Source organism: Microbacterium galbinum (genome assembly GCF_023101185.1).
GTDB lineage: Bacteria > Actinomycetota > Actinomycetes > Actinomycetales > Microbacteriaceae > Microbacterium > Microbacterium galbinum.
Map to the genome: position 1 here is coordinate 108958 of NZ_CP078077.1, position 25397 is coordinate 134354.

22 protein-coding genes and 1 riboswitch are annotated in these 25397 nt (G+C 69.8%); of the genes, 3 read left to right on the forward strand and 19 right to left on the reverse strand.

Features of this window, described 5'->3' with window-relative positions:
- Positions 1–558: 558 nt before the first annotated feature.
- On the forward strand, positions 559–1863 hold the full coding sequence (locus tag KV396_RS00630; RefSeq protein ID WP_247956518.1) for a CoA transferase: 1305 nt from the start codon (positions 559–561) through the stop codon (positions 1861–1863).
- On the opposite strand, the gene KV396_RS00635 is transcribed toward KV396_RS00630, so the two are convergent.
- Genes KV396_RS00635 through KV396_RS00650 form a run of 4 tightly spaced genes read right to left on the reverse strand, consistent with a single transcriptional unit; the run spans position 1848 to position 5456 of the window.
- Positions 1848–2642, reverse strand: a complete 795-nt coding sequence (locus KV396_RS00635; RefSeq protein ID WP_247956519.1) for a DUF4184 family protein — start codon at positions 2640–2642, stop codon at positions 1848–1850. The two genes, KV396_RS00630 and KV396_RS00635, sit on opposite strands and share 16 nt — an antisense overlap.
- A gap of 45 nt (positions 2643–2687) precedes the next feature.
- Entirely contained in the window at positions 2688–3989 is a 1302-nt protein-coding gene (gene tyrS / locus KV396_RS00640) for a tyrosine--tRNA ligase (RefSeq protein ID WP_247634412.1), read from the reverse strand.
- A gap of 28 nt (positions 3990–4017) precedes the next feature.
- Positions 4018–4815 (reverse strand): hypothetical protein, encoded by a 798-nt coding sequence (locus KV396_RS00645; RefSeq protein ID WP_247956520.1) that lies wholly within the window; start codon positions 4813–4815, stop codon positions 4018–4020.
- On the reverse strand, positions 4812–5456 hold the full coding sequence (locus KV396_RS00650) for a SatD family protein (protein WP_247956521.1): 645 nt from the start codon (positions 5454–5456) through the stop codon (positions 4812–4814). The genes KV396_RS00645 and KV396_RS00650 overlap by 4 nt, the downstream gene beginning before the upstream one ends.
- Before the next feature lie 60 nt (positions 5457–5516).
- Here KV396_RS00650 and KV396_RS00655 point away from each other — a divergent pair, with 60 nt between their 5' ends.
- Positions 5517–6101 carry a DUF1349 domain-containing protein gene (locus KV396_RS00655; protein ID WP_247956522.1) on the forward strand — a complete coding sequence of 195 codons (585 nt, stop codon included), beginning with the start codon at positions 5517–5519 and terminating at the stop codon, positions 6099–6101.
- A 36-nt stretch (positions 6102–6137) separates the two neighbouring features.
- Here the strand turns inward: KV396_RS00655 and argH are convergent, their stop codons facing one another.
- The 9 genes from argH to KV396_RS00700 all read right to left on the reverse strand — a co-directional run bounded on the left by argH (position 6138) and on the right by KV396_RS00700 (position 17128).
- The gene (argH, locus tag KV396_RS00660; protein ID WP_247956523.1) at positions 6138–7568 is read right to left on the reverse strand and encodes an argininosuccinate lyase; all 1431 of its coding nucleotides are present in this window, start codon (positions 7566–7568) and stop codon (positions 6138–6140) included.
- Positions 7565–8521 (reverse strand): ornithine carbamoyltransferase, encoded by a 957-nt coding sequence (gene argF, locus KV396_RS00665; protein WP_247956524.1) that lies wholly within the window; start codon positions 8519–8521, stop codon positions 7565–7567. The genes argH and argF overlap by 4 nt, the downstream gene beginning before the upstream one ends.
- The gene (locus KV396_RS00670) at positions 8518–9723 is read right to left on the reverse strand and encodes an acetylornithine transaminase (protein ID WP_247956525.1); all 1206 of its coding nucleotides are present in this window, start codon (positions 9721–9723) and stop codon (positions 8518–8520) included. The genes argF and KV396_RS00670 overlap by 4 nt, the downstream gene beginning before the upstream one ends.
- On the reverse strand, positions 9720–10619 hold the full coding sequence (gene argB / locus KV396_RS00675; protein ID WP_247634407.1) for an acetylglutamate kinase: 900 nt from the start codon (positions 10617–10619) through the stop codon (positions 9720–9722). The genes KV396_RS00670 and argB overlap by 4 nt, the downstream gene beginning before the upstream one ends.
- On the reverse strand, positions 10616–11773 hold the full coding sequence (gene argJ / locus KV396_RS00680; RefSeq protein ID WP_247956526.1) for a bifunctional glutamate N-acetyltransferase/amino-acid acetyltransferase ArgJ: 1158 nt from the start codon (positions 11771–11773) through the stop codon (positions 10616–10618). Before argJ ends, argB begins: the two co-directional genes overlap by 4 nt.
- Positions 11770–12834 carry an N-acetyl-gamma-glutamyl-phosphate reductase gene (argC, locus tag KV396_RS00685; protein WP_247956527.1) on the reverse strand — a complete coding sequence of 355 codons (1065 nt, stop codon included), beginning with the start codon at positions 12832–12834 and terminating at the stop codon, positions 11770–11772. The genes argJ and argC overlap by 4 nt, the downstream gene beginning before the upstream one ends.
- Positions 12835–13054: 220 nt before the next feature.
- Positions 13055–15211 (reverse strand): bifunctional hydroxymethylpyrimidine kinase/phosphomethylpyrimidine kinase, encoded by a 2157-nt coding sequence (locus KV396_RS00690; protein WP_247956528.1) that lies wholly within the window; start codon positions 15209–15211, stop codon positions 13055–13057.
- A complete protein-coding gene (gene thiM / locus KV396_RS00695) occupies positions 15208–16056 on the reverse strand; it encodes a hydroxyethylthiazole kinase (protein WP_247956529.1) in 849 nt (282 codons plus the stop codon). The genes KV396_RS00690 and thiM overlap by 4 nt, the downstream gene beginning before the upstream one ends.
- Positions 16047–16140: riboswitch (TPP riboswitch) on the reverse strand. Its footprint overlaps the gene before it by 10 nt.
- Positions 16141–16147: 7 nt before the next feature.
- Positions 16148–17128 (reverse strand): NAD-dependent epimerase/dehydratase family protein, encoded by a 981-nt coding sequence (locus KV396_RS00700; RefSeq protein WP_247956530.1) that lies wholly within the window; start codon positions 17126–17128, stop codon positions 16148–16150.
- Between the two features lie 84 nt (positions 17129–17212).
- Here KV396_RS00700 and KV396_RS00705 point away from each other — a divergent pair, with 84 nt between their 5' ends.
- Positions 17213–18355: an AAA family ATPase gene (locus tag KV396_RS00705; protein WP_247956531.1), complete on the forward strand. Its 1143-nt coding sequence runs from the start codon at positions 17213–17215 to the stop codon at positions 18353–18355.
- 48 nt (positions 18356–18403) lie between these two features.
- Here the strand turns inward: KV396_RS00705 and pheT are convergent, their stop codons facing one another.
- From pheT to KV396_RS00735, 6 genes are all read right to left on the reverse strand, one after another.
- Positions 18404–20908 (reverse strand): phenylalanine--tRNA ligase subunit beta, encoded by a 2505-nt coding sequence (gene pheT / locus KV396_RS00710; RefSeq protein WP_247634401.1) that lies wholly within the window; start codon positions 20906–20908, stop codon positions 18404–18406.
- A complete protein-coding gene (gene pheS, locus KV396_RS00715; protein WP_247956532.1) occupies positions 20908–21948 on the reverse strand; it encodes a phenylalanine--tRNA ligase subunit alpha in 1041 nt (346 codons plus the stop codon). The genes pheT and pheS overlap by 1 nt, the downstream gene beginning before the upstream one ends.
- Before the next feature lie 52 nt (positions 21949–22000).
- On the reverse strand, positions 22001–22918 hold the full coding sequence (locus tag KV396_RS00720; protein ID WP_247956533.1) for an amino acid ABC transporter permease: 918 nt from the start codon (positions 22916–22918) through the stop codon (positions 22001–22003).
- Complete coding sequence (locus KV396_RS00725) at positions 22915–23562, reverse strand: amino acid ABC transporter permease (RefSeq protein ID WP_247625348.1); 648 nt, start codon at positions 23560–23562, stop codon at positions 22915–22917. Before KV396_RS00725 ends, KV396_RS00720 begins: the two co-directional genes overlap by 4 nt.
- 80 nt (positions 23563–23642) lie before the next feature.
- Positions 23643–24560 (reverse strand): glutamate ABC transporter substrate-binding protein, encoded by a 918-nt coding sequence (locus tag KV396_RS00730; RefSeq protein ID WP_247625347.1) that lies wholly within the window; start codon positions 24558–24560, stop codon positions 23643–23645.
- A gap of 42 nt (positions 24561–24602) precedes the next feature.
- On the reverse strand, positions 24603–25349 hold the full coding sequence (locus KV396_RS00735; RefSeq protein ID WP_247625346.1) for an amino acid ABC transporter ATP-binding protein: 747 nt from the start codon (positions 25347–25349) through the stop codon (positions 24603–24605).
- Positions 25350–25397 lie beyond the last annotated feature (48 nt).

Consider the following 25397-nt stretch of genomic DNA (forward strand, 5'->3'; position numbering starts at 1 on the left):
GCAGCGAGTTTGATGCTGACCAAAGAGACAAATTCATTGCTGACTTCATCCGTTGCCAACCCCACAAGGAGGTTGGTCTTTGATCCAAAGGAATCTCATCCAGCCGAAGCTGAATCGAGGTTATTTGGCATTTGACAAGTGCACGCTGTTGAGTTCTCAAGGATCGGATGCTCCCACGACCCAGTCATCACAACCAGGCCCGAAGGGCAACTTCTCTATCTTACCCATCTCATCCGGCTTGTCAAGTCGGCGTGTCGAGCAGATCAGTGATCCGCTGCACAGCCAGACAAGCTGTAGAAGAGGTGAGTCTCCCATCCTAGACGCAAGCGTCTGTTCTCTCAAGTGAGAGTGGATCGGGATTCGTTCTCCGCTTGAGGGGGGTGAGGCTCTCGGCCTTTCCGCTTCCCTGTGGGGCGAACAAGTAATAAGTTACGGGGATTCCGAGCTTCTGGCAAATCGGGGCGCACCGCTCGGGCGTGTCGCAGGGGCTCCCGGATCGCCTTCGTCCCGGTCACAGGCGTTTTCCGGCCCGCAACGCGCCGGGACTACGCTCGGCGCATGCCCACCTCACTGCTGCGACGCGTCTTCGAGGATCTGGCGATCACTCCCCCGGTGGACGTCGATACCCCCGAACCGCGGGGCACCGTCCCCCTCCCCTCTCGGCTCGCGACGGACGAACTCGCCCGCTCCAGCGTCGCGGCGATCAGCGCCGTAGCGGGACCCGACCTCCGGACGATCGACCTCGAGCGCATCGCCGTGGCGTATCGGAGCGATCGCTTCCTCACGACCGACGGCTCCTCTGGCTCTGTCTGGTCACCGTTCTCCGGGTTCTGGTCCACTGGTGACGGTTGGCTCCGCACCCACGGGAACTACCCGCATCACGCGGCAGCCCTGCGTCGCGGCCTCGGCGTCGCGCCGAACGGTGACGCCACGGACGTGGCGGCCGCTCTCGGCCGTATCACCGCGGTCGACGCCGCCCGTGAGATCGCTTCTGCGGGTGGGCTCGCCGTCGTCGTGGAGCACGAACGTCCCGCGGTCGATCGTGCTCTGCGCACGACAGCACTCGTCGAGGTGTCGCGTGACGGCACCCGCCCGTCGCTCGCAGACCTGTCGAGACCCCGGTCACCCGACGCTCCGCTCGCGGGGTACCGCGTGCTCGATCTCACACGCGTCATCGCCGGACCGGTGTGCACGCGCACGCTCGCCCTCCTCGGTGCCGACGTGCTGCGCATCGATCCTCCGCATCTGCCCGAACCGGAGTGGCAGCACCTCGATACCGGTCATGGGAAGCGAACGGCTCTCCTCGATGCCCGTTCCCCGCAGATGGAGGAGCTGCTGTCGTCCGCGGATGCCGTCGTGCTCGGATACCGCCCGTCGAGCATCGCGCGCCTCGGGCTCGATCCGGACGCGCTCGCGCGTCGTCATCCGCACCTGGTGATCGCCCAACTGAGCGCCTGGGGCAGCGAGCATCCGGACCGGGCGGGATTCGACAGTCTGGTGCAGGCCGAGTCCGGCATCTCCTGGATCGAGTCACGGGATGGGCGTGCGCCCGGTGCGCTCCCTGCTCAGGCGCTCGACCACAGCGCGGGATACCTGTTGGCCGCCGCCGTCTGCGTCGCTCTCCGCCGGCGGGAGCTCGAGGGCGGAAGCTGGATCATCTCGACCTCGCTGCGACGGATCGCCGCCGAACTGCTCGGGCTGCCACGACACGATGTCCTCGCCGCCGAGCGAACGATCGACGGCTCAGGCCATACGACGCGGTTCTCCGTCGGCGGACGGAGCATCGTGACCGTCGGCTCGGTGATTCCGGGATTCGACTTCGCAGCCCCGCGGCCCTGGGGACGGGATCAGCCGCGCTGGTGACGTGAGCGGCGCATCGCGAGTACGAGGCACAGCACGATCGTGGCCGCTCCCCAGATCGCGCAGGCCGGAGGCAGCACCCGGTAGGCGAGGTGCTGCGCGGTGAACTCCGCGTCGAGTGGACCCCAGATCAACAGTCCTACGATCCACGATCCGATCAGGACGACGGGGAGGGACACCCACCAGGCGACGCGCACACCCTGCGGCACGCGGCGATCCAGGGTGGGTCGAGGCGACCGACGCCGCACCCAGACCAGCGCCCAGATGCCGATGATCGCCAGCCCGATCACGCTCGATCCGTGCTGCAGCCACTTGTAGCCCGGTAGCGGGCCCCACATCTCGTCGAGCGCCGGGACCAGCTCGACGCCGGTACGCCCTTCGTGCGTGAAGAGGTCCCAGAGGATGTGCGAGATCACTCCGAGGATCAGCGACGCGGCGAGCAGCACCGGGTACGCCCGACGCCCACCGACTCCCACGGCCTCCCCCGCCGCCGCGAACGCCGAGCGATTCCACCCCTCGGGAAGCCGCCGCGCGACCCATGCCGGAACGAGCTCCGGCACGGCCGGACGCAGCACGATGCGCCACACGAGGAAGAGCACGAACGCGAGGAGCGCGGTCCAGACCACGTTCCCCGCGGTGTGGGTGAACTCGTAGTTCAGTCCCACGCCGCGGAGGAACAGCGGAAGGTCCGGGGTCATCGCCCCGATCGCGATCGCCGCCGGCACGAGCGGCGTCCGGACGAACGGAAGTGCGACCAGCGCGTGGCTGGGTGTGAACGGCATCCGTCCTCCTCGGTGTCGGCGCCGAGGCGCGACGGCACGGAACCGTCAGGCGATGAACACGCCGGCCAGGGTCTTCTTACCGCGACGGAGCACGGAGACCCCACCGGGGAGACCACCACGCACCGTGTCGTTCTCGTCTTCGACGCGCGCGCCGTCGATCGAGACGCCGCCCTGGGCGATCGCACGCCGCGCCTCGGAGAGACTCGACACCAGACCGGTCGAGACGAGTGCCTCGACCACTGGCGAGCCCAGCGCGACGGTCGTGTTCGGGAGCTCCTCGAGCGCGGTCCGCAGCGTGGCCGCATCGAGTGCGGTCAGGTCACCCTGACCGAACAGCGCGTCGGATGCCGCGATCACCGCCGCCGTCGCCTCGACGCCGTGCACGGTCGCGCACACCTCGAGCGCGAGGCGCTTCTGCGCGGCGCGACGGAACGGTTCGGACTCGACGAGTGCCGCGTACTCCTCGATCTCGGCGCGCGAGAGGAAGGTGAAGACCTTCAGACGCTCGATCACATCGGCATCCGCGGTGCTCAGCCAGAACTGGTACATGCGGTACGGGCTGCACATCGATGCATCCAGCCAGATCGCGTTGCCTTCGCTCTTGCCGAACTTGGTGCCGTCGCTGTTCGTGATCAGCGGGGTGCCGATCGCGTGCGCCGACGCCCCCTCGGAGCGCCGGATGAGATCCGTGCCGCTGGTGAGGTTGCCCCACTGATCGGACCCGCCGGTCTGCAGCACGCAGTCGTACTGGCGGTAGAGCTCGAGGAAGTCCATGCCCTGGAGGATCTGGTAGCTGAACTCGGTGTAGCTGATTCCCTCGTCGGAGTTGAGGCGGGCTGCCACCGCGTCCTTCTTGAGCATCGTGCCCACACGGAAGTGCTTACCGACCTCGCGCAGGAAGTCGATCGCAGAGAGCGGCGCCGTCCAGTCGAGGTTGTTGACGATCCGAGCGGCGTTGTCGCCCTCGAAACTGAGGTAGCGCTCGACCTGAGCACGCAGACGATCGACCCACTCGGCCACCGTCTCACGCGTGTTCAGTGTGCGTTCGGCCGTCGGCCGCGGATCGCCGATCAGCCCCGTCGACCCTCCGACGAGCCCCAGCGGCTTGTGACCGGCGAGCTGGATGCGGCGCAGCGTCAGCAGCTGCACGAGGTTACCCAGGTGCAGGCTGGGTGCCGTGGGATCGAACCCGCAGTAATACGTGATGGGGTCTCCCGCGAGCAGGGCGCGCAGCGCCTCCTGGTCGGTGGACACGTGGACGAGGCCACGCCACACGAGTTCGTCCCACACGTTCTCGAACGTGGGGTCGATCGCCGGCGTCGCAGTCGTCAGAGCGGGATCAGACACGCTTTCCAGGCTATCAGCGCCGGATGCCTCACCCGTTCGCCGACCACCAGACGAGGAACGCCGCGCCGAGGGCGATCACCCAGCTGACGAGGCTGCCGACCAGGAAGTACTCGGCCCGCGCACCGGTCTCGCGTCCGCGCGAGATCTCGGGGAATCGCACGATGCCCTTGGCCGCGAGCATCGCCGCCAGGAGCGGGTACGCCGCAGCGAGGGTCAGCATGAGCACCAGGATCCGCTCGAGGGGGCCGATCAATCGCCCGCCCTGGAATGCACTGCGCCGATCGATCGCCGCCGTCGGTTCGGATGCGGATGCGGATGCGGATGCCGATGACTCGCCGTCGGCCCGCTCCGCATCGGCGGGGGTCGGCTCGAGCTCTCGGCGCTCGACCGGGCGCCAGGTGTGTTCGCCGTCGAGAGCCGCGCGCACCACGAGGTTCGCGGATTCAAGGAGGAACGCCGCCGCACCGACCACCAGGACGGCGAGATCGAAGGAGATCGCGCCGACCGGCGAATCGAGGCGCCACACCTCGCCGATCAGGCCCGCGCCCGAGCGCTCGGGGAGAGTGACCACGGCGCCGACGCCGACGATGCCGAGCAGCACGGCCGGCCAGAACCCGGCGGGTGAGGGACGGTCGTCGGGCATGCACCACACCCAGAGGGCACCGACCACGAACGCAGCCAGCATCGGGAGCAGCGCGTCGCCGACGCTGCCGAGCACGAGGAGCAGCACCGCGACCACCAGATAACCGATCCAGCGGCGCGCGGCGAACTGCCGCACGAGGTCGACGGCACCGACCGCGAGAAGGAGGAAGCCGGCGAGGATCATGCGATGTCACCGCGCAGCGTCGCCAGGCCGTCGATGAGCGCCTGGGCTCCGGCCCGACGCAGCGACTTGGAGACGCTGGGTTGGGTCACGCCCTCGATCTCGGCGAGTTCTTGCTGGGAGCGGCCCACCACGCGACCGTAGGTCAGCCGTCGCTCCCGCTCGCTCATCGCTCCCACCAGCTCGTCGCGGACGAGGAGGTAGGCGTTCGATACCGCGATCGTCGACTCCATGACCTCATTCTGACCGGGGGCACCGACAATCCACGTGCGCGAGCGCGGGACCGCTCGTCGTTCGCGCTCGTGGGCGAGGTCGATCGCCTCGCGTGCAGCCCACCATCCCGGCCCGTCGGGAAGCGCTCCGTGCGCGGAATCCACGCGGCGGACCTCCCCCACACCGAGCCCGAACCGCAACCCGATGTCGTCGGGAAGTGCGAGATGGATCATCAGGAGCGACGTCATCGCCCCCTCGAGATCGCCATAGACGGCCTGCTGCTCGTCGCCCACCGTCGGGGTGAGGGGCTGCAGCGCCAGCGGGCGATCGCGCTCGGCCTGAGCGATCGCGTCGTCGAGTCGACGCTGGGCGACCCCGCGGTCGCTCAGTGAACGGGAGCCGACGATGTCGGCGATCACGGCGATGACCATGTGCATAACCGTATCACGCATATTCTTGAGTTATGCCTTTATTGGCTATATTCTCGAGATATGCCTGAATCGCAGAACGTCCCGTGGAGCGCCGGAACCTGGACCCATCCTCCCCTCTCGACCGAGAGCGGACAAGAGCTCATCGCCACCGCCGTCGAAGGAAGCGATGCCTGGCGGCACACCGCCTACGGATTCGTCCACGACACCGAGCACGCGCTCCTCGCCCCACTCGCCGTCGGCGAAGCCATGGAGGTCTCCTTCCACGCGCCCTGGACCGGAGAGTTCGATCAAGCAGGTGTGTTCGTGCGCATCGACGACGAGCACTGGATGAAAGCCGGCCTCGAGTACGCCGACGGGCACCTCGGCCTCGGCGCCGTCGTCACCGCCATCCGCTCCGACTGGTCCGTCGGGTACGTCGACGACTGGCTCGACACCGAGGTCACGGTGCGTGTGAGCCGGTGGGCGGATGCCCTGATCGTGCGTGCCCGCGCGGCCGACGGCCCGTGGCGACTGGTGCGGGTCGCCCCGTTCGACGGCGACGCCGCGGCATCCGCCGGGCCGTTCCTCGCCGGGCCGACGCGCAGCGGACTCGCCGTGCGGTTCTCCCGATGGACGCGGACGCCCGCCGACACCGACCTGCACTGAGCACCGGGCTCCGGCCCACCGAGGCCGGAGCCCGGCTCAGATACCGAGCGCGTGCGCGGCGGCCTGTGCGCGGGCGACGAGTTCGGCGCGCTGCTCGGCCACGCGCACCGGAGCGGTTCCACCGATCCCCGTGCGCGAGGCGACGGAGCCCTCGATCGTGAGGACCTCGCGCACCTCCGGGGTCAGATGCGAGGAGACGCCGGCGAGCAGCTCGTCGGACGCGTCCTCGAGACCGATCCCCTGCTCCTCGCAGGCGCGCACCAGCGCACCCGAGATCTCGTGCGCATCGCGGAACGGCACCCGCCGCTTCACGAGCCACTCCGCGACGTCCGTCGCGAGCGAGAAGCCCTGCGGTGCGAGAGCCGCCATCCGATCCGTGTCGAAACGCAACGTGGCGATCATGCCGGCGAAAGCGGGAAGCACGACCTCGAGGGTGCGAACCGAGTCGAAGACCGGCTCCTTGTCCTCCTGCAGATCGCGGTTGTAGGCCAACGGCAGTCCCTTGAGCGTCGCGAGAAGCCCCGAGAGATTGCCGATGAGGCGCCCCGACTTGCCCCGCGCGAGCTCGGCGATGTCGGGGTTCTTCTTCTGCGGCATGATGCTCGACCCTGTCGAGTAGCCGTCGTCGAGGGTCACGAAGCCGAACTCGCGCGTGTTCCAGAGGATGATCTCCTCCGACAGGCGCGAGATGTCGACACCGATCATCGCGGTCACGAAGGCGAACTCGGCGACCACGTCGCGCGCGGCCGTACCGTCGAGTGAGTTCTCGGCCGGACGATCGAGCCCCAGCTCCGAGGCGACGAGCGACGGATCGAGACCGAGCGTGGAACCCGCGAGTGCTCCCCCGCCGTACGGCGAGACGCCGGCCCGTCGACGCCAGTCGACCAGGCGCTCGAGCTCGCGCACCAGCGGCCAGCCGTGGGCCTGCAGATGATGGGCCAGCAGTACGGGCTGTGCGTGCTGGAGATGTGTACGCCCCGGCAGGATCGCCTCGGGGTGCGCCTCGGCCTGCGCCACGAGCGCGTCGATCACCCGCAGGATGTCACGGGCGATCACCGCCGCGTGGTCGATGAGGTACATGCGCACGAGCGTCGCGATCTGATCGTTGCGGCTGCGGCCGGCGCGCAGGCGTCCGCCCAGCTCCGGGCCGAGCTCGGCGATCAGCGCCTGCTCGAGCGCGCCATGGACGTCCTCATCGGTCGGCGCCGGGAGCAGCGTGCCGTCGGCGACCTTGCGCGCGACCGCGTCGAGGCCCGCATGCATGCGCACCGCCTCCTCCGCCTCCAGATAGCCCGCCGCCTCGAGGGCCGTGGCGTGGGCATGCGAACCCGCGATGTCGTACGGGGCCAGGATCCAGTCGAAATGCGTCGACCGGCTCAGCTCCACGAGCTCGGGGGACGGACCGGTCGCGAACCGGGCGCCCCAGAGAGCGCCCTCGTTCGTGCCGTCGCTCTTCGCGCCGCTCATGCGGATGCTCCGGCGAGGGCCGATGCCGAGCCGTTCTTCCGCAGCAGCCACACCAGCAGCGCCTTCTGCGCGTGCAGGCGGTTCTCGGCCTCGTCCCACACGACGCTCTTCGGGCCGTCGATGACCTCGGAGTCGACCTCGTATCCGCGATCGGCGGGAAGGCAGTGGATGAAGATCGCCTCCGAGTCGGCGAGCGTCATCGTCTCGGGCGTCACCTTGTAGCCGCCGAGATCACGGATGCGCGCGATCTTCTCCTCTTCCTTGCCCATCGACACCCACGTGTCGGTGACGACGACGTCGGCGCCGGCCGCAGCCTCGACGGGATCGGTGTACAGCGTGATGGACCCACCGGTCTCGGCCGCTCGACGGTCGGCCGCCTCCACGACGTCCGCCCGCGGCGAGTAGTCGGCGGGAGAGGCGATGCGCACGTGCATGCCCGCCGTGACGCCGGCGAGCGCATAGGAGTGCGCCATATTGCTCTGCCCATCACCGAAGAACGTCAGCGTGAGCCCCGCGAGCTCGCCCTTGTGCTCACGGATCGTGAGCAGATCGGCGAGCAGCTGGCAGGGGTGGAAATCGTCGGACAGCGCGTTGATCACGGGCACTCGGGTGCCCGCCGACATCTCTTCGAGCCCCGACTGCGCGTAGGTGCGCCACACGATCGCGGCGACCTGGCGCTCGAGAACCCGCGCGGTGTCCGAGGGAGTCTCCTTGCCGCCGAGCTGGCTGCTCGCGGTCGAGATGATGAGGGGCGATCCGCCGAGGTCGGCGATCCCGACCGCGAAGGAGACACGGGTGCGGGTCGACGACTTGTCGAAGATCACCGCGACCGTCTGGGGTCCGGCGAGGCTCTTGTCCGCCCACCGATCCTTCTTCAACTCGATCGCGAGATCGAGGATCTCGGCCTGTTCGGCGGGCGTGAGGTCATCGTCGCGCAGCAGGTGGCGGGTCATGCGGATACCTTTCCGGGGAGCGTCGCGAAGACGTCGGAGAGCGTGGCCGCGAACAGCTCGCGGAACTCGGAGATCTCGGCGTCGCCGATCGTGAGGGCGGGCGCGATGCGCACCGTGTCGGGATTGGCCGCGTTGACGATGAGGCCGCGCTCCTGCGCCGCAGCGACCACCGCACCCGCGACCGGCTCGCTGAGGGCGACGCCGATCAGCAGACCGCGACCGCGCACACCCGACACCAGCGGCGATTCCAATCCGAGGATCGTCTCGCGTAACTCCTCACCGCGTCGGGCGGCGTTCTCGACGAGCCCCGCGTCCTCGATCTCGGCGAGCACGGCATCCGCCACCGCGGTGGCCAGCGGATTCCCACCGAAGGTCGAGCCGTGCGAGCCGGGGGTGAACAGATCGCTCGCCGCCCCGTAGGTCACGAGCGCGCCGATCGGGAAGCCCCCGCCGATCCCCTTCGCGAGCGTGATCGCATCCGGGGTGATGCCCTCATGGCTGAACCCGAACCAGGCGCCGGTGCGCCCGGCACCGGTCTGGATCTCGTCGACGATGAGGAGCGCTCCGTGCGCGAGCGTCAGCGAGCGGGCGGCGGCGAGGTAGCCCTCGGGCAGCTCGACCACGCCGGCCTCGCCCTGGATCGGCTCGACGATGACCGCTGCGACGCGATCGTCCATCGCGGCTTCGAGCGCCTCGATGGTCGCCGGGATGTGCTCCACGCCGCCGGGCATCGGCTCGAACGGGGCGCGCATCGCCTCTTTCGCGGTCAGCGCGAGCGAGCCCATCGTGCGGCCGTGGAAGCCGTTCTCGAGGGCGATGATGCGCGGTCGCTCGGCACCCCCGTGCAGACGGGCGAGTTTGAACGCGGCCTCGTTCGCCTCGGCGCCGGAGTTCGAGAAGAACACCCGACCGTCGATCCCGGCCCCCGCGAGACGCTTGAGGCGTGCGGCGAGCGCGAGCTGCGAGGGGGTCGCAAAGTAGTTCGAGACGTGGGCGAGCGTCGCGGCCTGGCGAGAGACCGCTTCGACGAACACCGGGTGCGCGTGACCCAGGGAGGTCACGGCGATCCCCGCGAGGAAGTCGAGGTGGCGTCGGCCCTCGGAGTCCCACAGATAGGAGCCCTCGCCACGCGTCAGCAGCGCCAGGCGCGCTCCCGCGTTGAGTACGAGGTCGCGCTGCGCGTCGTCCTGCCAGATGGTCATCCTGCCACCACTTCCGTTCCGATTCCTTTGCTGGTGAAGAGTTCGACGAGCACCGAGTGCGGCACGCGTCCGTCGATGATCGCCGCGGCGTCCACTCCGCCCTCGACCGCGTCGAGGCAGGCGCGCATCTTCGGGATCATCCCCGACTCGAGACTCGGCAACATGTCGATGAGGGCCGTCGACGTCAGATGGGACACGAGCGAATCGCGGTTCGGCCAGTCGGCGTAGAGTCCCGGCACGTCGGTGAGGATCACGAGTTTGCGGGCGCCGAGGGCGATCGCGAGCGCAGCCGCCGCCGCGTCGGCGTTGACGTTGAGGGAGTGCCCCGGGTGGTCGAGATCGGGCGCGATGCTCGACACGACGGGGATGCGCCCGGCGACCAGATGATCGATGACCGCCGTCGGATCGACCTGCACGACGTCGCCGACCCGCCCCAGATCGACCTCTTCACCGTCGACCATGACCCCGCGACGGCGGCCGCCGAACAGGCCCGCGTCCTCACCGCTGAGCCCCGTGGCGATCGGGCCGTGGGAGTTGATCTTGGTGACCAGCTGCGGGTTCACCTGGCCGGTGAGCACCATGCGCACCACGCCGATCGCCTCGGTGTTGGTGACGCGATACCCGCCCTTGAACTCGCTGGGGATCTCGAGGCGTCCGAGCATGTCGGAGATCTGGGGGCCGCCGCCGTGCACGACCACCGGCTGCACGCCGACGTAGCGCAGATACGCGATGTCCTGCGCGAAGGCGTCCTGCAGTTCGTCCGACACCATGGCGTTGCCGCCGTACTTGACCACGACGATCTGGTCGCGGAACTTCTTCAGCCACGGCAGCGACTCGATGAGCGTCGTCGCCTTCTGTGCCGCCTCTTCGGCGGGAGTGTCCTGGATGTCGGTCATGAGGCGTAGGCGCTGTTCTCGTGCACGTAGTCGTGGGTGAGGTCGTTCGTGAGGATCGTGGCGGATGCCTCGCCCGAACGCAGGTCGATGACGAGGTTCGTCGCCCGAGGCGTCAGGTCGACATCTTCGCGCGGACGATCCGGACCGCCTGCGGTGCACACGCGCACGTCGTTCATCCAGACGTCGACGTCGTAGGGGTCGAACTGCGCGGACGTCGTGCCGATGGCGGCGAGCACCCGACCCCAGTTGGGGTCGTTGCCGAAGATCGCCGCCTTGAAGAGATTGTTGCGGGCCACCGAACGGCCGACCTCGACGGCATCCTGCTCGGACACCGCGCCGCGCACCTCGATCGTGATGTCGTGGCTCGCGCCCTCCGCATCACCCTGCAGCTTGACCGCCAGTTCCTGGCAGAGCCCGCGCAGCGCCGAGCGGAACGCATCCAGGTCGGGCTTCACCCCGCTCGCCCCGTTGGCGAGGAGGGTGACCTGGTCGTTGGTCGACATGCATCCGTCGGAGTCGAGCCGGTCGAACGTGGTGCCGGTCGCTGCGCGGAGCGCGGCATCCGCCTCGAGCGGCTCGAGGTCGGCATCCGTCGTCACCACGACCAGCATGGTGGCGAGTCCGGGAGCGAGCATGCCCGCGCCCTTCGCCATGCCGCCGATCGTCCATCCGTCGCCCTGCACGACCGCCGTCTTCGCGACGGTGTCGGTCGTCATGATCGCCTGGGCCGCGGCGTCGCCGCCGTCGGCGGACAGCGTGGCGATCGCCTGCTCGGTGCCGGCGAGCACCTTCGCGCGGAACACCTCGTCACCGGTGCCGATCAACCCGGTCGAGCACACGAGCACGTCACCCGCGCTGATGTCGAGCAGCTCCGCGGCCTTCTCGGCCGTCTGGTGCGTGGTCTGGAATCCGAAGCTTCCGGTGAAGCAGTTCGCGCCACCGGAGTTGAGCACGACCGCCTCGACGACGCGATCGGCGATCACCTGCTGCGACCAGATGATCGGGTTCGCCTTGGCGCGGTTGCTCGTGAACACGGCGGCGCCGACCTTGCGCGGGCCGCGGTTGACGACGACGGCGACATCGGGCTTGCCGGTGGACTTGAGGCCGGCGGCGACGCCTGCCGCTTCGAAACCTGCGGGGGCGGTGACGCTCACGGGGCGACTCCGTTCACTGAGAGCGCGCGGTCCTCGGGGAGGCCGAGCGCGATGTTCATGGACTGGATGGCGGCGCCGGCGGTCCCCTTGACGAGGTTGTCGACCGCGGCGACCACCGTGACCCGATTCGCCGCACGGTCGATCGCGAGACCGATCAGCGCGGTGTTCGCACCGAGCACGTCGGCGGTGCGCGGGAACACGCCCTCGGGCAGCAGCTGCACGAAGGTCTCGTCACCGTAGGCGTTCTGCCAGGCGGCGCGGATGTCGGCGTCGGACGCACCGGGCACGATCGGCGCGGTCGACGTCGCGAGGATCCCCCGCGACATCGGCACGATCACCGGGGTGAACGAGATGCGGATGCCGTCGCCCGATGCGCCGGTGCTCGCGGGCACCGCTGCGGCGAGCGCCTGCCGGATCTCGGGGATGTGCCGGTGGGTGCCGCCCACGGCGTAGGGGTTCGCGGTGCCGAGGACCTCGCTGGCGAGCAGGTTGGTCTTCAGGCTCTTGCCCGCACCGGAGGGGCCGACCGCGAGCACCGAGACGATGTCGCCCGGGTCGATCACACCGGCGGCGACCCCGGGGGCGAGGCTGAGGCTGACGGTGGAGGCATTGCAGCCGGGAGCAGCGATGCGTGTGGCACCGCGCAGGCGCTCGCGCTGCTTCGTTCCGTCGACGAGGAGCTCGGGCACGCCGTAGCTCCAGGCATCGTGGAAGGTGCCTCCGTAGAACGCGTCCCAGGCGTCCTGCGACGTCAGACGGTGATCGGCACCGGCGTCGATGACGAGCGGAACGTCGCCCAGCGCGTCCGTGTACTGCCCGGACTGTCCGTGCGGGAGCGCGAGCACGACGATGTCGTGACCCGCGAGGATCTCGGGTGTGGTGTCCTGCAGGGTGAGGTGCGCGAGGGAGCGCAGGTGGGGCTGGTGCTGGACGAGCGGCTGTCCGGCGTTCGAGTGCGCCGTGACGGTGCGGATCTCGATGTCGGGATGAGCGGCGAGGAGGCGGAGGATCTCGCCGCCCGCGTAGCCGGATGCGCCGGAGACGGCGACGGAGTACGTCATGCTTCTACCTTAACGGTCGGGGCTGTCGGGGACCGGGGCGGCGACACCGGTGCTCGACCATCGTCCGCCGGGATCGGCAGGCAGGAGCGCGGGGTCGCCTAACGTCGGCGGTCGCGGCGTCGGCGCACCGGAGCGGCGCTCGGGACGAGCGTCGAGACAGCGGAAGCGGCCGAAGGCATGTCGCGACGATAGCGCGCCCTCGACGGCATCCGCAAATCCGTCACGTCACCGAGTCGCCGCCCCGCTCCCCCGGGGCACGGAAGAACGCCTGCTCGTGAGCGCTGGAGCGTTCGAACGCACGCCGCATGCGCGCGCGGGTCTCGTCATCCGCCGCGGCCGCCGCCCGGGTGACGAACTCGATCGCCCGGGCGGTCGCCTCGGCGAAGGCGGGGTCGGCGTACGTCGCGAGCCACGTGGCGTACGGATGCTGCGGGTCTCGGGCGCGCTCCCCGAACTCCCCCGCGTGCAGACGCTTGCCGAGGTCCGTGTAAAGCCAGAAGCACGGCAGCACGGCGGCGATCAGCTCGGGATAGTCACCCCCGAACGCCACGGATCGCAGGTGGTCGAGGTATGCGGTTGTCGTCGGCGAGGCGTCCGCGACGAACGTGGCCGCCGCCACCCCCTGCGCCGGTGTCAACCAGGAGGCGTGCAGTTCGAGCTCGCCCAGGATCGACCCGCGGGCCGATTCCGCCCAGAACGCCTGCTCGTCCGGGGTGGGTGCGAGTCGGGCGGCGACGGCGAGGACGCGCGCATAGTCGCGGAGATACAGCGCGTCCTGCGCGAGGTAGAAGAGGAAGTCCTCCGTGGAGAGGGAACCGTCGGCGAGTCCGCGGACGAACGGGAGGCCGTCGATGCCCGCCCGGATCCCGGCGATGCCCTGCCACCAGTCCTCGGCGACCTCCTCCGGGAGCGGTCGCGTGCCCGCACCGCCCCGCGCCCAGAGCCCCGCGAAGTGATGCACCGGGCCGTGACCGCCACCGACGTGCAGGGCACCGCCCTCCCGCAGCGACTCGCGCAGCCAGCTCCGCGCAGCGCGCACCGCCTCGGTGAGGTCCTCTCCGCGGGCGAGTCGTGTCGCGAGGGCGGAGGACAGAGAGCATCCCGTGCCGTGGGTGTTCGCCGTCGCGATGCGACCGCCGCCGAACTCCTCGCGTGAGCCGGATCGCACGTCGATGATCGCGTCCGGAGCCTGATCGCCGGGGAGGTGACCGCCCTTCACCAGCACCGCCGTGCCGTACTCGGTCGACAGCTCCTCGGCTGCGGCGAGCGCCGCGGGCCATCCCTCGATCTCCCGGCGGGTGAGGACGGCGAGTTCCGCGAGGTTCGGGGTGACGAGATGCGCGCGGTGCAGAAGCGAAGCCAGAGCGTCCTCGGCATCCGCGTCGAGCAGACGATCCCCGCTCGTCGACACCATCACGGGGTCGAGCACCACGAGCGGCGGGCGCACCCGATCCAGCCACGCGCTCACGACGCGCACGGCCTCGACGTTCGCGAGCATCCCGATCTTGACGGCGTCGATCACGATGTCGTCCGACAGCGCCTCCAGCTGCGCCGAGAGGAACGCGGCGTCGGGCACGTGCACATCGCGCACGCCGCGCGTGTTCTGCACGGTGAGCGCGGCGATCGCCGCCATCCCGTATCCGCCGTTCGCCGCGATCGACTTGAGGTCGGCCTGGATCCCCGCACCGCCGGAGGGATCGCTGCCGGCGATACTCAGCACCCGTGGCACCGCGCCCCGCCGCCACCGCGCGCGGAACTCGGAGGCCGCGGCACGCGGATCCGGCGAGGCGCAGAGCGCGGAGACGACGGCGAGCCCTGCGGCGCCGGCGGACTGCAGATCCTCGGTGTCGTCGATGCCGACGCCGCCGATCGCGACGCAGGGAAGGGCGGTGGCCCGGGCGAACGCCCGGAACCCCTCGATCCCGAGAGCCGGCGGGTGGTCGGGCTTGGTCGCCGTCGGGCGGATGACTCCCACCCCGAGGTAGTCGACCGTGCCCTCGGGCAATGCGTGGAGCGCAGCGAGATGGGCCGCGCTGCTCGCCGTGAGCCCGATCAGCGCGTCGGGTCCCAGCACCGCACGCGCGTGGAGCACCGACTCGTCGCGCTGACCGAGATGCACCCCGTCGACTCGGGCGCCCTGCGCGCGTGCATCGAGAACCGCCTCCAGACGGTCGTTCACCACGAGGAGCGCTCGCCCATCGATCACGCGCGACAGCTCGACCAGGCGAGCGACCACGTGGGAGTGCTCGGCATCCTTTTCGCGGAGCTGGACGATGCGCACGCCACCGTCGACCGCCTCCCGCACGGTCTCGACGACGCCGCGTGCACCGCACAGGGCGGCGTCCGTCACGAGGTACAGGGAGAGATCCGCGATCACCGCGCTCCCTCCTCGACGTGCGCGCGAGCGATGACCTCTGCCGGCTCGACGGCGGCGAGCGCGTCCAGCAGGGCGACGGCGAAGCTGCCCGGCCCCGACGCCGACGCCGCCGCATCCTCCGCGGCGATCGTGTAGACGAGAGAAGCCCCGGCGACGGCATCCAGCGCTCCGGTGCCGGTCGCCCCGGCGGTGCCGAGGAACGCCGCCATCACCGCGCCGAGTGCGCATCCTCCTCCGGTCACGCGCGTCAGGAGCGCGTCACCGTTCGACAGCCGGAGAACCCGCTCGCCGTCGGTCAGCAGATCGACGGCGCCCGAGACGGCGACGATGCTGCCATGGCGACGAGCGAGGTGTCGCGCCGCGTCGAGCGCGGCTTCGGTGCCGTCGGTGGCATCGACCCCGCGTCCGCCCGTGCTCATACCCGCCAGCGCGAGGATCTCCGACGCGTTGCCGCGGATGGCCGTCGGCCGACGATCGGCGAGCTCGCCCGCCAGGGAGGTGCGCACCGGGAGCACACCGATCGCGACAGGATCGAGCACCCAGGGAGTGCCGGCGAGGGTCGCCGCGTCGACCGCCTCGAGGCTCGCCGCGCGCTGTTCCGGGGTCGGGGTGCCGAGGTTCACGAGCAGCCCGGAGGCCGCACCCGCGAACATCCCCGCCTCGCCCACGATGTCGACCATCGCCGGCGCGGCTCCGACCGCGAGCAGCACGTTGGCGGTGAATCCGGTGACGACTGCGTTGGTGATGCAGTGGGTCAACGGCGCAGCCGTGCGCAGCGCTTCGAGCAGTTCGGCCGCGGACTGCGCGGTCGAGGAGGCGGACGATGGACGCAGAAGATCGCTCATTGCGACATCCCTTCGCTAGTACGAACTAGATCAGGTTCGACGGGTGTGATCTCAGCCGCGGATGCGGCACCCCGTGTCACTCGCCCAGAGTCTAGCGAAGCGACCGTGATCGGCCGCCGAGCTCGGCGAGGAGATCCGCCTCTTCCGCGCGGCTGAGCCCGGCGCGGCGCGGACGATCCACACCGCGCACGAGCTCGTCGGCCACGACCCGCGCGGCCGTCGCGTCGAGCGGGCTCAGCGCGCCTCCCGTCGCGAGGAACCTCTCGTTGCGACGGGTCATGAATCCGGTCATGTCGGCCGGCAACCAGAGCGGCAAAGAGCGCACGCCCATCCAGTACTCCACGCTGCGCGCGCGCAACCACTCCTCGCTCGCCTCGCGCACGCCGCCGGTGTGTCCGGCGGCACCGCGCACGATCTCGAGCATGTCGGCGAGCGGGATGCTGTCGCCGACCGCGTTCACCGCGTCGACGGCTCGCGAAGAGGCAACGTACGCGGCGAGGTCGTCGACGTCGACGATCTGCGCGGTCCGGCCGGCCAGGGGCGGCACCAGCACCGGTCGCTCCCCCGCCCGTGCGAACGCCGCCGCCCAGTAACCGAAGCGGTCGCTCGGGTCGCCCTTGCCCACGATCAGACCGGGTCGCACGATCAGCGCCCGATCGCCCAGTGCGGCGACGGCATCCTCCGCCGCCGCCTTCTGCGCACCGTAGTCGGCATCCTCCGCGCGGGAGGACGGATGCCGTGGCGCGCTCTCGTCGGCGCCCACCGTCTCGTCGTCGGCGTACACCGAGACGGACGACACGAAGGTCCAGCGGGCGGCGCGGTCTCCGAGCTCGTCGACGGCCCGGGCGACCTGGAGCGCCGAGGTCGAGACGTCGACCACGAGGTCCCATTCGCCGTCGAGCGCCGCGTACGGATCGGCGCCGGTCCGGTCCCCGACCACGAGCGTCGCCCCCGGCGGCACCGGGCGGGTCCCCCGCGCGAGGCAGGTCACGGCGGCGCCCTCGTCGAGGAGGCGGCGGGCGATCCGGCTCGACAGCCATCCGGTGCCGCCGAGGATCAGAGCCTTCGTCATGACACCAGCACACCAGGATCGGCGCGCCGACGGAAGCGCATCCGCTCAGAGCAGAGTGTCGGATGCGCCTGACACGATGGGGCCATGCTCACGACCCTCGCCGTTTCCGGCTACCGCTCGCTCGTCGACGTCGTCGTGCCGCTCGATCCGCTCACCGTGATCACGGGGGCGAACGGCACGGGCAAGTCGAACCTCTACCGCGCGTTGCGCCTGCTCGCAGCGACCGGCCACGGCCGCGCGGTCGCCGCCGTCGCACGGGAGGGAGGCCTCGACAGCGTGCTGTGGGCGGGCCCCGAGACGCCGCAGGGTGAGGGAGCCCAGGGCACACGGCGTACCCGACCGATCTCGGTGCGCCTCGGCATCGCCGCCGACGAGGTCGGGTACCTCATCGACCTGGGCCTGCCGCAGACCGACGCGCGCAGCCTCTTCACGCGCGACCCGGAGATCAAACGCGAGCAGTTGTTCAGCGGCCCGTTCGCGCGGCCGGGAACGCTGTTCGTCGATCGTCAGCGCGGCGGGGTGCGGGTGCGGGGCGACGACGGCTGGGAGTCGGTGGATCAGCCGATGGGACCGGGGCAGAGCGTGCTGCTCGACCTCGTCGACGGCACCGCGCGGTGGGAGACGGCATCCTTGCGCTCCCGGATCGCCAGCTGGCGCTTCTACGACCACTTCCGCACCGACGCGTCCGCCCCCGCGCGACGGCCGCAGGTCGGAACCCGCACGCGCTGGCTGAGCGACGACGGCTCCGACCTCGCCGCCGTGTGGGCGACGACGACGGAAGCCGGACGCGGCGCTCCGCTCGACGAGGCCGTCGACCGCGCCTTCCCGGGATCACGCGTGCAGATATCCGTCACCGACGGCTCGTTCCGGTTGCAGCTGCGGCAACCCGGGTTGCTGCGTCCGCTCGACGCCGCCGAACTCTCCGACGGCACGCTCAGATACCTGCTGTGGTGCGCGGCACTGCTGCCCGCCGATCCGCCGCCGCTCCTCGTCGTCAACGAGCCCGAATCGAGCCTGCACGAGAGCCTCATCGACCCTCTCGGCTCGTTGCTCGCTCATGCGGCGTCCCAGACGCAGGTGATCGTCGTCACCCACTCGGCACCCCTCCGCCGCGCACTCGCCGAGGCGGGCGGGTCGGTCGTCGAGCTCGAGTCTAACGGCTACGGAACCCGTGTGCGCGATCAGCTGCCGCTCGAGCGTCCGAGCTGGCACTGGCCGTCGCGCTAGCGGGAACGCTGCGCGACGGCCAGTGCCTGCGAGGGGATCGTGTGGGACTCAGTCGCGGAGAGCCGCCCCGAAGCGCTCGGCGGCGACGGCGACGCCCGCGAGCTTGGCTTCGCTGGCCTCGGCCGCCGTGAGAGTGCGATCGTCGGCGCGGAAACGCAGGGCGAAGCTCAGGCTCTTCGAACCCGAAGGAACGCCCTCGCCGCGGTAGTCGTCGACCAGGCGCACCGATTCGAGGAGCGCACCCGCGCCCTCGGCGAGTGCTCCCTCGACATCCGCGGCCGGAACCTCGATCGACACAGCGAGCGAGACGTCCTGCGTCGCGGCGGGGAACGTCGAGAGCGATGCGGCGACGATGCGCTCGCCCGCCAGGGAGAGCACGAGATCGAGATCGACCTCGAGCACGGTCGCTCGCCCCGGGAGATCCGCATCCGCCGTGACAGCGGGGTGGAGTTCGCCGACGTAGCCGACGAGCCGATCCGCGACGCGCAGGTCGCCCGTGCGCCCCGGGTGGAGGGCGGCTCGCGTGCTCTGGACGACGTCGATCTCGACGCCTGCGGCCGTCGCGATCACGCGCACGGCGTCGAGAGCATCCGAGAGCCCGGCCGCCTCGGCCGGACGTCCCGGCTGGCGCGGGGTCGCGTTACCGGTCAGGAGAGCGGCGAGGAAGCGGTGCTGCGGCGGGATCGATGCGTTCAGCTCGGCGAGGGTCTCCTCCGAGGGGCGCTCCCCGAGAGGCGGAACCTCATCCGTGCCGTAGGTCGTCCCGGCCTCGGGCAGGAACACCGCACCCGTGTCGAAGATCGCGAGGTCGGTGAGACCGCGTGAGATGTTGCGGTGCGCCGTCTGGAGCAACCCCGGCACCAGCGAGCGTCGCAGGAACGGCGCCTGGCCGTCGAGCGGGTTCGCCAGCCGGATGCTGGGCAGGTGCTCCCCCGTCGCCGATCCGTGGAGGTCGTTCTGCGCCTCGGTCGTGAACGGGAAGGCGGGGGTCTCGACGAAGCCCGCGGACGCCAGGGCGTTCGCCACCCGGCGGCGGCCCTGCTGGTGCGCGGTGAGTCCGCGGCCCGACGGCGGCGTGGGAAGCACCGAGGGGATGCGGTCGAGGCCGTGGATACGGGCGACCTCTTCGGCGAGCGTCCACTTGTCGGTCAGATCGGGACGCCAGGTCGGAGGGATGACGGTCCACCCGTCGTCGGCAGCGGTCACCTCCGCACCGATCGTGGTGAGGGCGCCGGTGATCTCGGCCTCGGTGTAGTCGACGCCGATCAGGCCCTCGACGAAGCCTGCGGGCAGGTCGATCTCGCCGACGAAGACCTCGGCGAAGAGCGCGCCCCCCTCGTCGGTGAGCGTGCCGCCGGCCAGCTCGACCATGAGGTCGGCCGCACGACGGGCCGCCACGAACGGGATGAGCGGGTCGACGCCGCGCTCGAAGCGCTTGGACGCTTCGCTGGGCAGCTTGTGCCGGCGTGCGGTGCGCGCGATCGTGGTGGGATCGAACGACGCGGCCTCGATGAGGACGTCGGTCGTCGTGTCGCTCATCTCGGTCGTGCCGCCGCCCATGACGCCGGCGAGGCCGATGGGTCCGGATTCGTCGGTGATGAGCAGATCCTCGACGTGGAGCGTGCGCTCCTGGCCGTCGAGAGTCGTCATCTTCTCGCCCGCCCGAGCGCGGCGCACCGTGATGCCGCCCGTGAGCTTGTCGAGGTCGTAGCCGTGCAGCGGCTGGCCGAGTTCGAGCATGACGTAGTTCGTGATGTCGATCAGCACGCCGAGCGAGCGCATGCCCGCGAGCGAGAGCCGCGCGATCATCCAGGGAGGTGTCGGGCGGGACGGGTCGACCCCGCGGACGACCCGGGTCACGAACTCGCTCGCGCCCACACGTCCGCGCACGGGCGCCTGATCGTCGACGATCGCGACATGGCCGGTGCCCGGCTGCAGCTCGGCGAAGTCCCGCTCGGCCGGGTCGCGGAACTCCGCTCCCGTCGCGTGCGAGTACTCACGGGCCACGCCGCGCAGGGAGAAGGCGTACCCGCGGTCGGGCGTGACGTTGATCTCGACAGCGACGTCGTCGAGCCCGAGGAGGGCGATCGCGTCGGTACCGACCGGGGCGTCGATCCCCAGGTCGGACAGCACGAGGATGCCGTTGTGCTCGTCACCGAGCCCGAGCTCCCGCGCCGAGGCGATCATGCCGTCCGACACGTGCCCGTAGGTCTTGCGGGCCGCGATCGGGAACGGGCCGGGCAGCACCGCGCCCGGGAGCGTCACGATGACCTTGTCTCCGGCGACGAAGTTGTGGGCGCCGCAGACGATGCCGCGCACGCCGCCGTTCGCCTCGCCGACGTCGACCTGGCACCAGTTGATGGTCTTGCCGTTGGACTGCGGTTCGCCCTCGAGCGAGACCACCTGTCCGACGACGACGGGACCCGTGATGTCGAAGCGGTGCACGTCCTCCTCTTCGAAGCCGACCGTCACCAGTGCCGCGAGGACGTCCTCGGGGGACGCATCCGCTGCCACATCGACGTACTCACGCAACCACGAAAGCGGGACGCGCATCACACCACCATCCCGTACTGCTCGCTGAATCGGACATCGCCCTCGGCCATGTCACGCATGTCCTGCACATCGCTGCGGAACATGAGTCCCCGCTCGATGCCCATGCCGAACGCGAAGCCGCTGTACACCTCGGGATCGATCCCGGCCGCACGCAGAACGTTCGGGTTGACCATGCCGCAGCCGCCCCACTCGATCCACCGTGCGCCGCCCTTGAAAGTGGGGTGCCACAGATCGAGCTCGGCGGAGGGCTCGGTGAAGGGGAAGTAGTTGGTGCGGAAGCGCATCTTGGCCTCGGGACCGAACAGCTGCTTCGCGAAGTGGTCGAGCGTGCCCTTGAGGTGCGCCATCGTGATGCCCTTGTCGATCACGAGACCCTCGAACTGGGTGAACACCGGCAGGTGCGTCGCATCGAACTCGTCGGTTCGGTAGACGCGCCCGGGGCAGAGCACGTAGATCGGCACCTCGCGGTCGAGCATCGAGCGCACCTGGACGGGACTCGTGTGCGTGCGCATGACGAGGTGTCGCGAGGCGGGGTCGACGTAGAACGTGTCCTGCTCCTGGCGGGCGGGGTGGTCGACGTCGAAGTTGAGCGCGTCGAAGTTGAACCACTCGTGCTCGAGTTCGGGACCCTCCGCGATCTCCCATCCCATGCCCACGAAGATGTCGCAGACCTGGTCCTGGAGCAGGGAGAGCGGATGCCGCGCACCGACGCGCGTGCGCGACGGCACCGCCGTGATGTCGATGCGTTCGGCTTCGAGGCGCGCCGCGATCTCGGCGGCAGCGAGCTCGGCCTCCTTGGCGGCGAGCGCCTGCGTGACCTGACCGCGCCCCTGGCCGACGAGCTTGCCGAAGGCGGCCTTGTTCTCGGGGGCGACCTGACGCATCGAGGCGTTCAGGACGGCGAGGGGCGAACCGTCGGCCACGTGGGCGGCACGGGCCGCCTTGAGCTCGGCGGTGTCGGTCGCTGCGTTGATCGCTGCCAGGGCTGCGGCGACGGCTGCTTCGACCGCTTCCGGGGTGATTTCTGGAGTCTCGGACACGAGAGACGAGTCTACCGGCGCGGGGTGGCGGGATCGGACGATCCCGCCACCGTCATGCTCCGGGGGCCGCGCTTCGCCCGCTGTCGGTGCCGCGCTGCAGGGTGATCAGTTCGGTGTTCGTCTCGCCGGCGTGCTGACGCGGGTCCGGAGCCGCGTCTCCCGCCTTGGGCGAACGCTTGGTACGGCGCTGCAGACGGAACGCGATGTAGGAGAGCACCAGGCAGACGGCGACGTACATGGAGCCTCCGACGATCGCCGCAGGGATGAGCGGAGAGCCGTAGGGCGCCTGGTTGCCGATCTGGTTGATCACATACAGCAGCTCCTGGTACGTGATGATGAAGCCGAGAGCCGTGTCCTTCAGCGCGACGACGAGCTGCGCGATGATCACGGGCATCATCGATCGCACGGCCTGCGGCAGGAGGATGAACCACATGACCCCGCTCTTGCGGAGTCCGATCGCGTACCCGGCCTCGGCCTGCCCGCGCGGCAGCGACTCGACACCGGCGCGCAGCACCTCGGCGAGCACCGAGCCGTTGTAGACGATGAGCGCGATCACGACCGCGAAGTAGGGCGACATCTTGATGCCGACGACGGGGAGGCCGTAGTACAGCAGCATCATGAGGACGAGCACGGGGACGGCGCGCAGCACCTCGATGATCCACCGGACCGGTTCCCGGACCCAGGCGTGCTCAGAGAGACGCCCGATGCCCAGGACGAAGCCGAGGACGAGCGAGCCGACGCCGGCCGCGGCGAAGGCGGCGAGCGTGCTGAGAAGCCCCTCGCCGAAGCGGACCCAGACCGCGGAGTAGGAGAAGATGTTCCACTTCTCCGCCGAGAACTGCCCGGTGGCGAAGAGCCGCCACACGACCCAGCCGAGCACGGCGAGCACCACGAGCACGGTCGCGACTCCGATGAGTCTGTTGCGCGCGATGGCGCGGGGACCGGGGACGTCGAAAAGAACGGAACTCATCGCGAGATCCTCCACTTGTTCTCGAGCACTCGCTGGACCCAGGCGAGCAACAGCACCAGCACGACGAAGATGACCATGACCCACAGCAGCACGACCAGGGCGCTCTCGCCGCGCTCGCTGAGTGCGGCGCGGATCGTTCCCAGGTTGACGACGGAGAAGCCCGCCGCGACGGTCGTGTTCTTCATAAGGGCGATGAGCACGCTCATCATCGGGGGGACGACGGATCGGGTCGCCTGCGGCAGCACGACGTAGCGCATGACCTGACCGAAGTTCAGGCCGATCGCCCGGGCGGCCTCAGCCTGCCCGACGGGCACCGTGTTGATGCCGGCGCGCAACGCCTCCGCGACGTAGGTGGCCGTGTAGAGACCGAGGGCGATGACCGCGAGCAGGAGGGAATTGACGCGTTCGCCGAGAAGGATCGGCAGGCAGAACGCGAAGAAGAACATGACCAGGGTCAACGGGGTGTTGCGGATCCAGTTCACGTAGACGCCGCCGACCGCGCGGGCGATCGGGACCGGGGACACTCTGGCCGCGCCGACGATCAGTCCGAGGACGATCGCGATGAGACCTCCACCCAGGAACAGCGCGATCGTTCCCCACAGCGCTTCCCCCCAGAGATCGAGGTGGTCGGTGATGACTCCCACTGGTGCTCCTGTCGATTCGAATTGGCGCGACGCTCTGCCGATGGGCGGGGCGGCCGAGGATATCGGCCGCCCCGCTCGGATCAGCTGATCGGGTCGACCTCGGGCTGGGTCGCCTTGACTCCGGAGGCTCCGAGGTTGTTCTCGAAGATCTGCTCCCAGACGTCGCCGCCGTCGGTCAGCTGCGTGTTGAAGTACTCGACGAGTGCGGTGTCATCCTTCGCCACACCGATGCCGTAGCGCTCCTCGCTGAAGGGCTCGCCGACGACCTTGAGGTTGTCGGGGTCCTGAGCCGCGTAGCCGATGAGGATCGCCTCGTCGGTCGTGACGGCGTCCACCTGGCCGTTCTTGAGGTCCTCGACGCACTTGGAGTAGGTGTCGTACTCCTTGGTGGGAACCTCGGGGTAGTTGGTGTTGATGTTCTGGATGGGCGTGGAGCCCGTGGCCGAACACACCGTGGTCGAGGAGTCGAGGTCGTCGACGCTCTCGATGTCGCTGTCGGCCCCGACGAGGAGGCCCTGGCCCGTCACGAAGTACGGACCGGCGAAGGAGATCTGCTCCTTACGCTTGTCGGTGATCGAGTAGGTGCCGACGTAGTAGTCGATGTCACCGTTCACGATCGCCTGCTCGCGGTTCGCCGAGGCGATCGCCTGGAACTCGATCTTCTCGGGGTCGACCCCGAGGGATGCGGCCATCCAGCGTGCGATGTCGACGTCGAAACCGGTGCGCTCGCCCGTCACGGGGTCGAGGTAGCCGAGCCCGGGCTGGTCCTCCTTGACGCCGACCTTGATCGTCCCGCTGGACGAGATCCGGTCGAACGTCGGGCTGCCGTCGAGACTGACATCGGTCGCCACCGTCCAGGGCGTGCTGCTCGAGGCGTCGCCGCCGTCGTCGCCGCCGCCGGTGCCCGTGCTCGACGGGGTTCCGCTGTTGCAGGCGGTGAGCGCGAGCAGCGCCACCGCCGCGATTCCGATACCTGCCAGTGTCCGTGTGCGTCGCATGTGCGTCTCCTTCGTGTGCTGTGGGTGCAGGGTCTGGGGTGATCAGTGCGTCAGGAGCTTCGAGAGGAAGTCCTTGGCGCGATCGCTCTTCGGATGGGTGAAGAACTCCTCGGGCGTGGCCTCTTCGACGATCCGACCGTCGGCCATGAAGACCACGCGGTCGGCCGCCTTGCGGGCGAAGCCCATCTCGTGGGTGACGACGATCATCGTCATGCCCTCGTGCGCGAGCTCGACCATGACGTCGAGCACCTCGTTGATCATCTCGGGGTCGAGCGCGCTGGTCGGCTCGTCGAACAGCATGACCTTCGGATGCATCGCCAGCGCTCGCGCGATCGCGACGCGCTGCTGCTGCCCGCCCGAGAGCTGGGCCGGAAGCTTGGACGCCTGCTTGGCGACGCCGACGCGCTCGAGCAGCTCCATCGCCTCGCGCTCGGCGTCGGCCTTCTTGAGGCCGCGCACCTTGATCGGGCCGAGGGTGACGTTCTCGAGGATCGTCAGGTGGGCGAACAGGTTGAACGACTGGAAGACCATGCCGACGTCAGCGCGGAGTTCGGCGAGGCCGCGTCCCTCGGCGGGCAGCGCCTTGCCGTCGATGCTGATGGTCCCGCTGGTGATCGTCTCGAGGCGGTTGATGGTGCGGCACAGGGTCGACTTGCCCGAGCCGGACGGGCCGATCACGACGACGACCTCGCCGGCGTTCACGGTGAGGTCGATATCGGTCAGAGCCTGGAACTCGCCGTAGTGCTTCTGCACGTTGTCGACCACGACAAGGGCTTTACCGGTGGTCATCTTTTCTCCAAACTCGCCAGGTCGTCGGCAGTGCTCGATCGGGGGTCG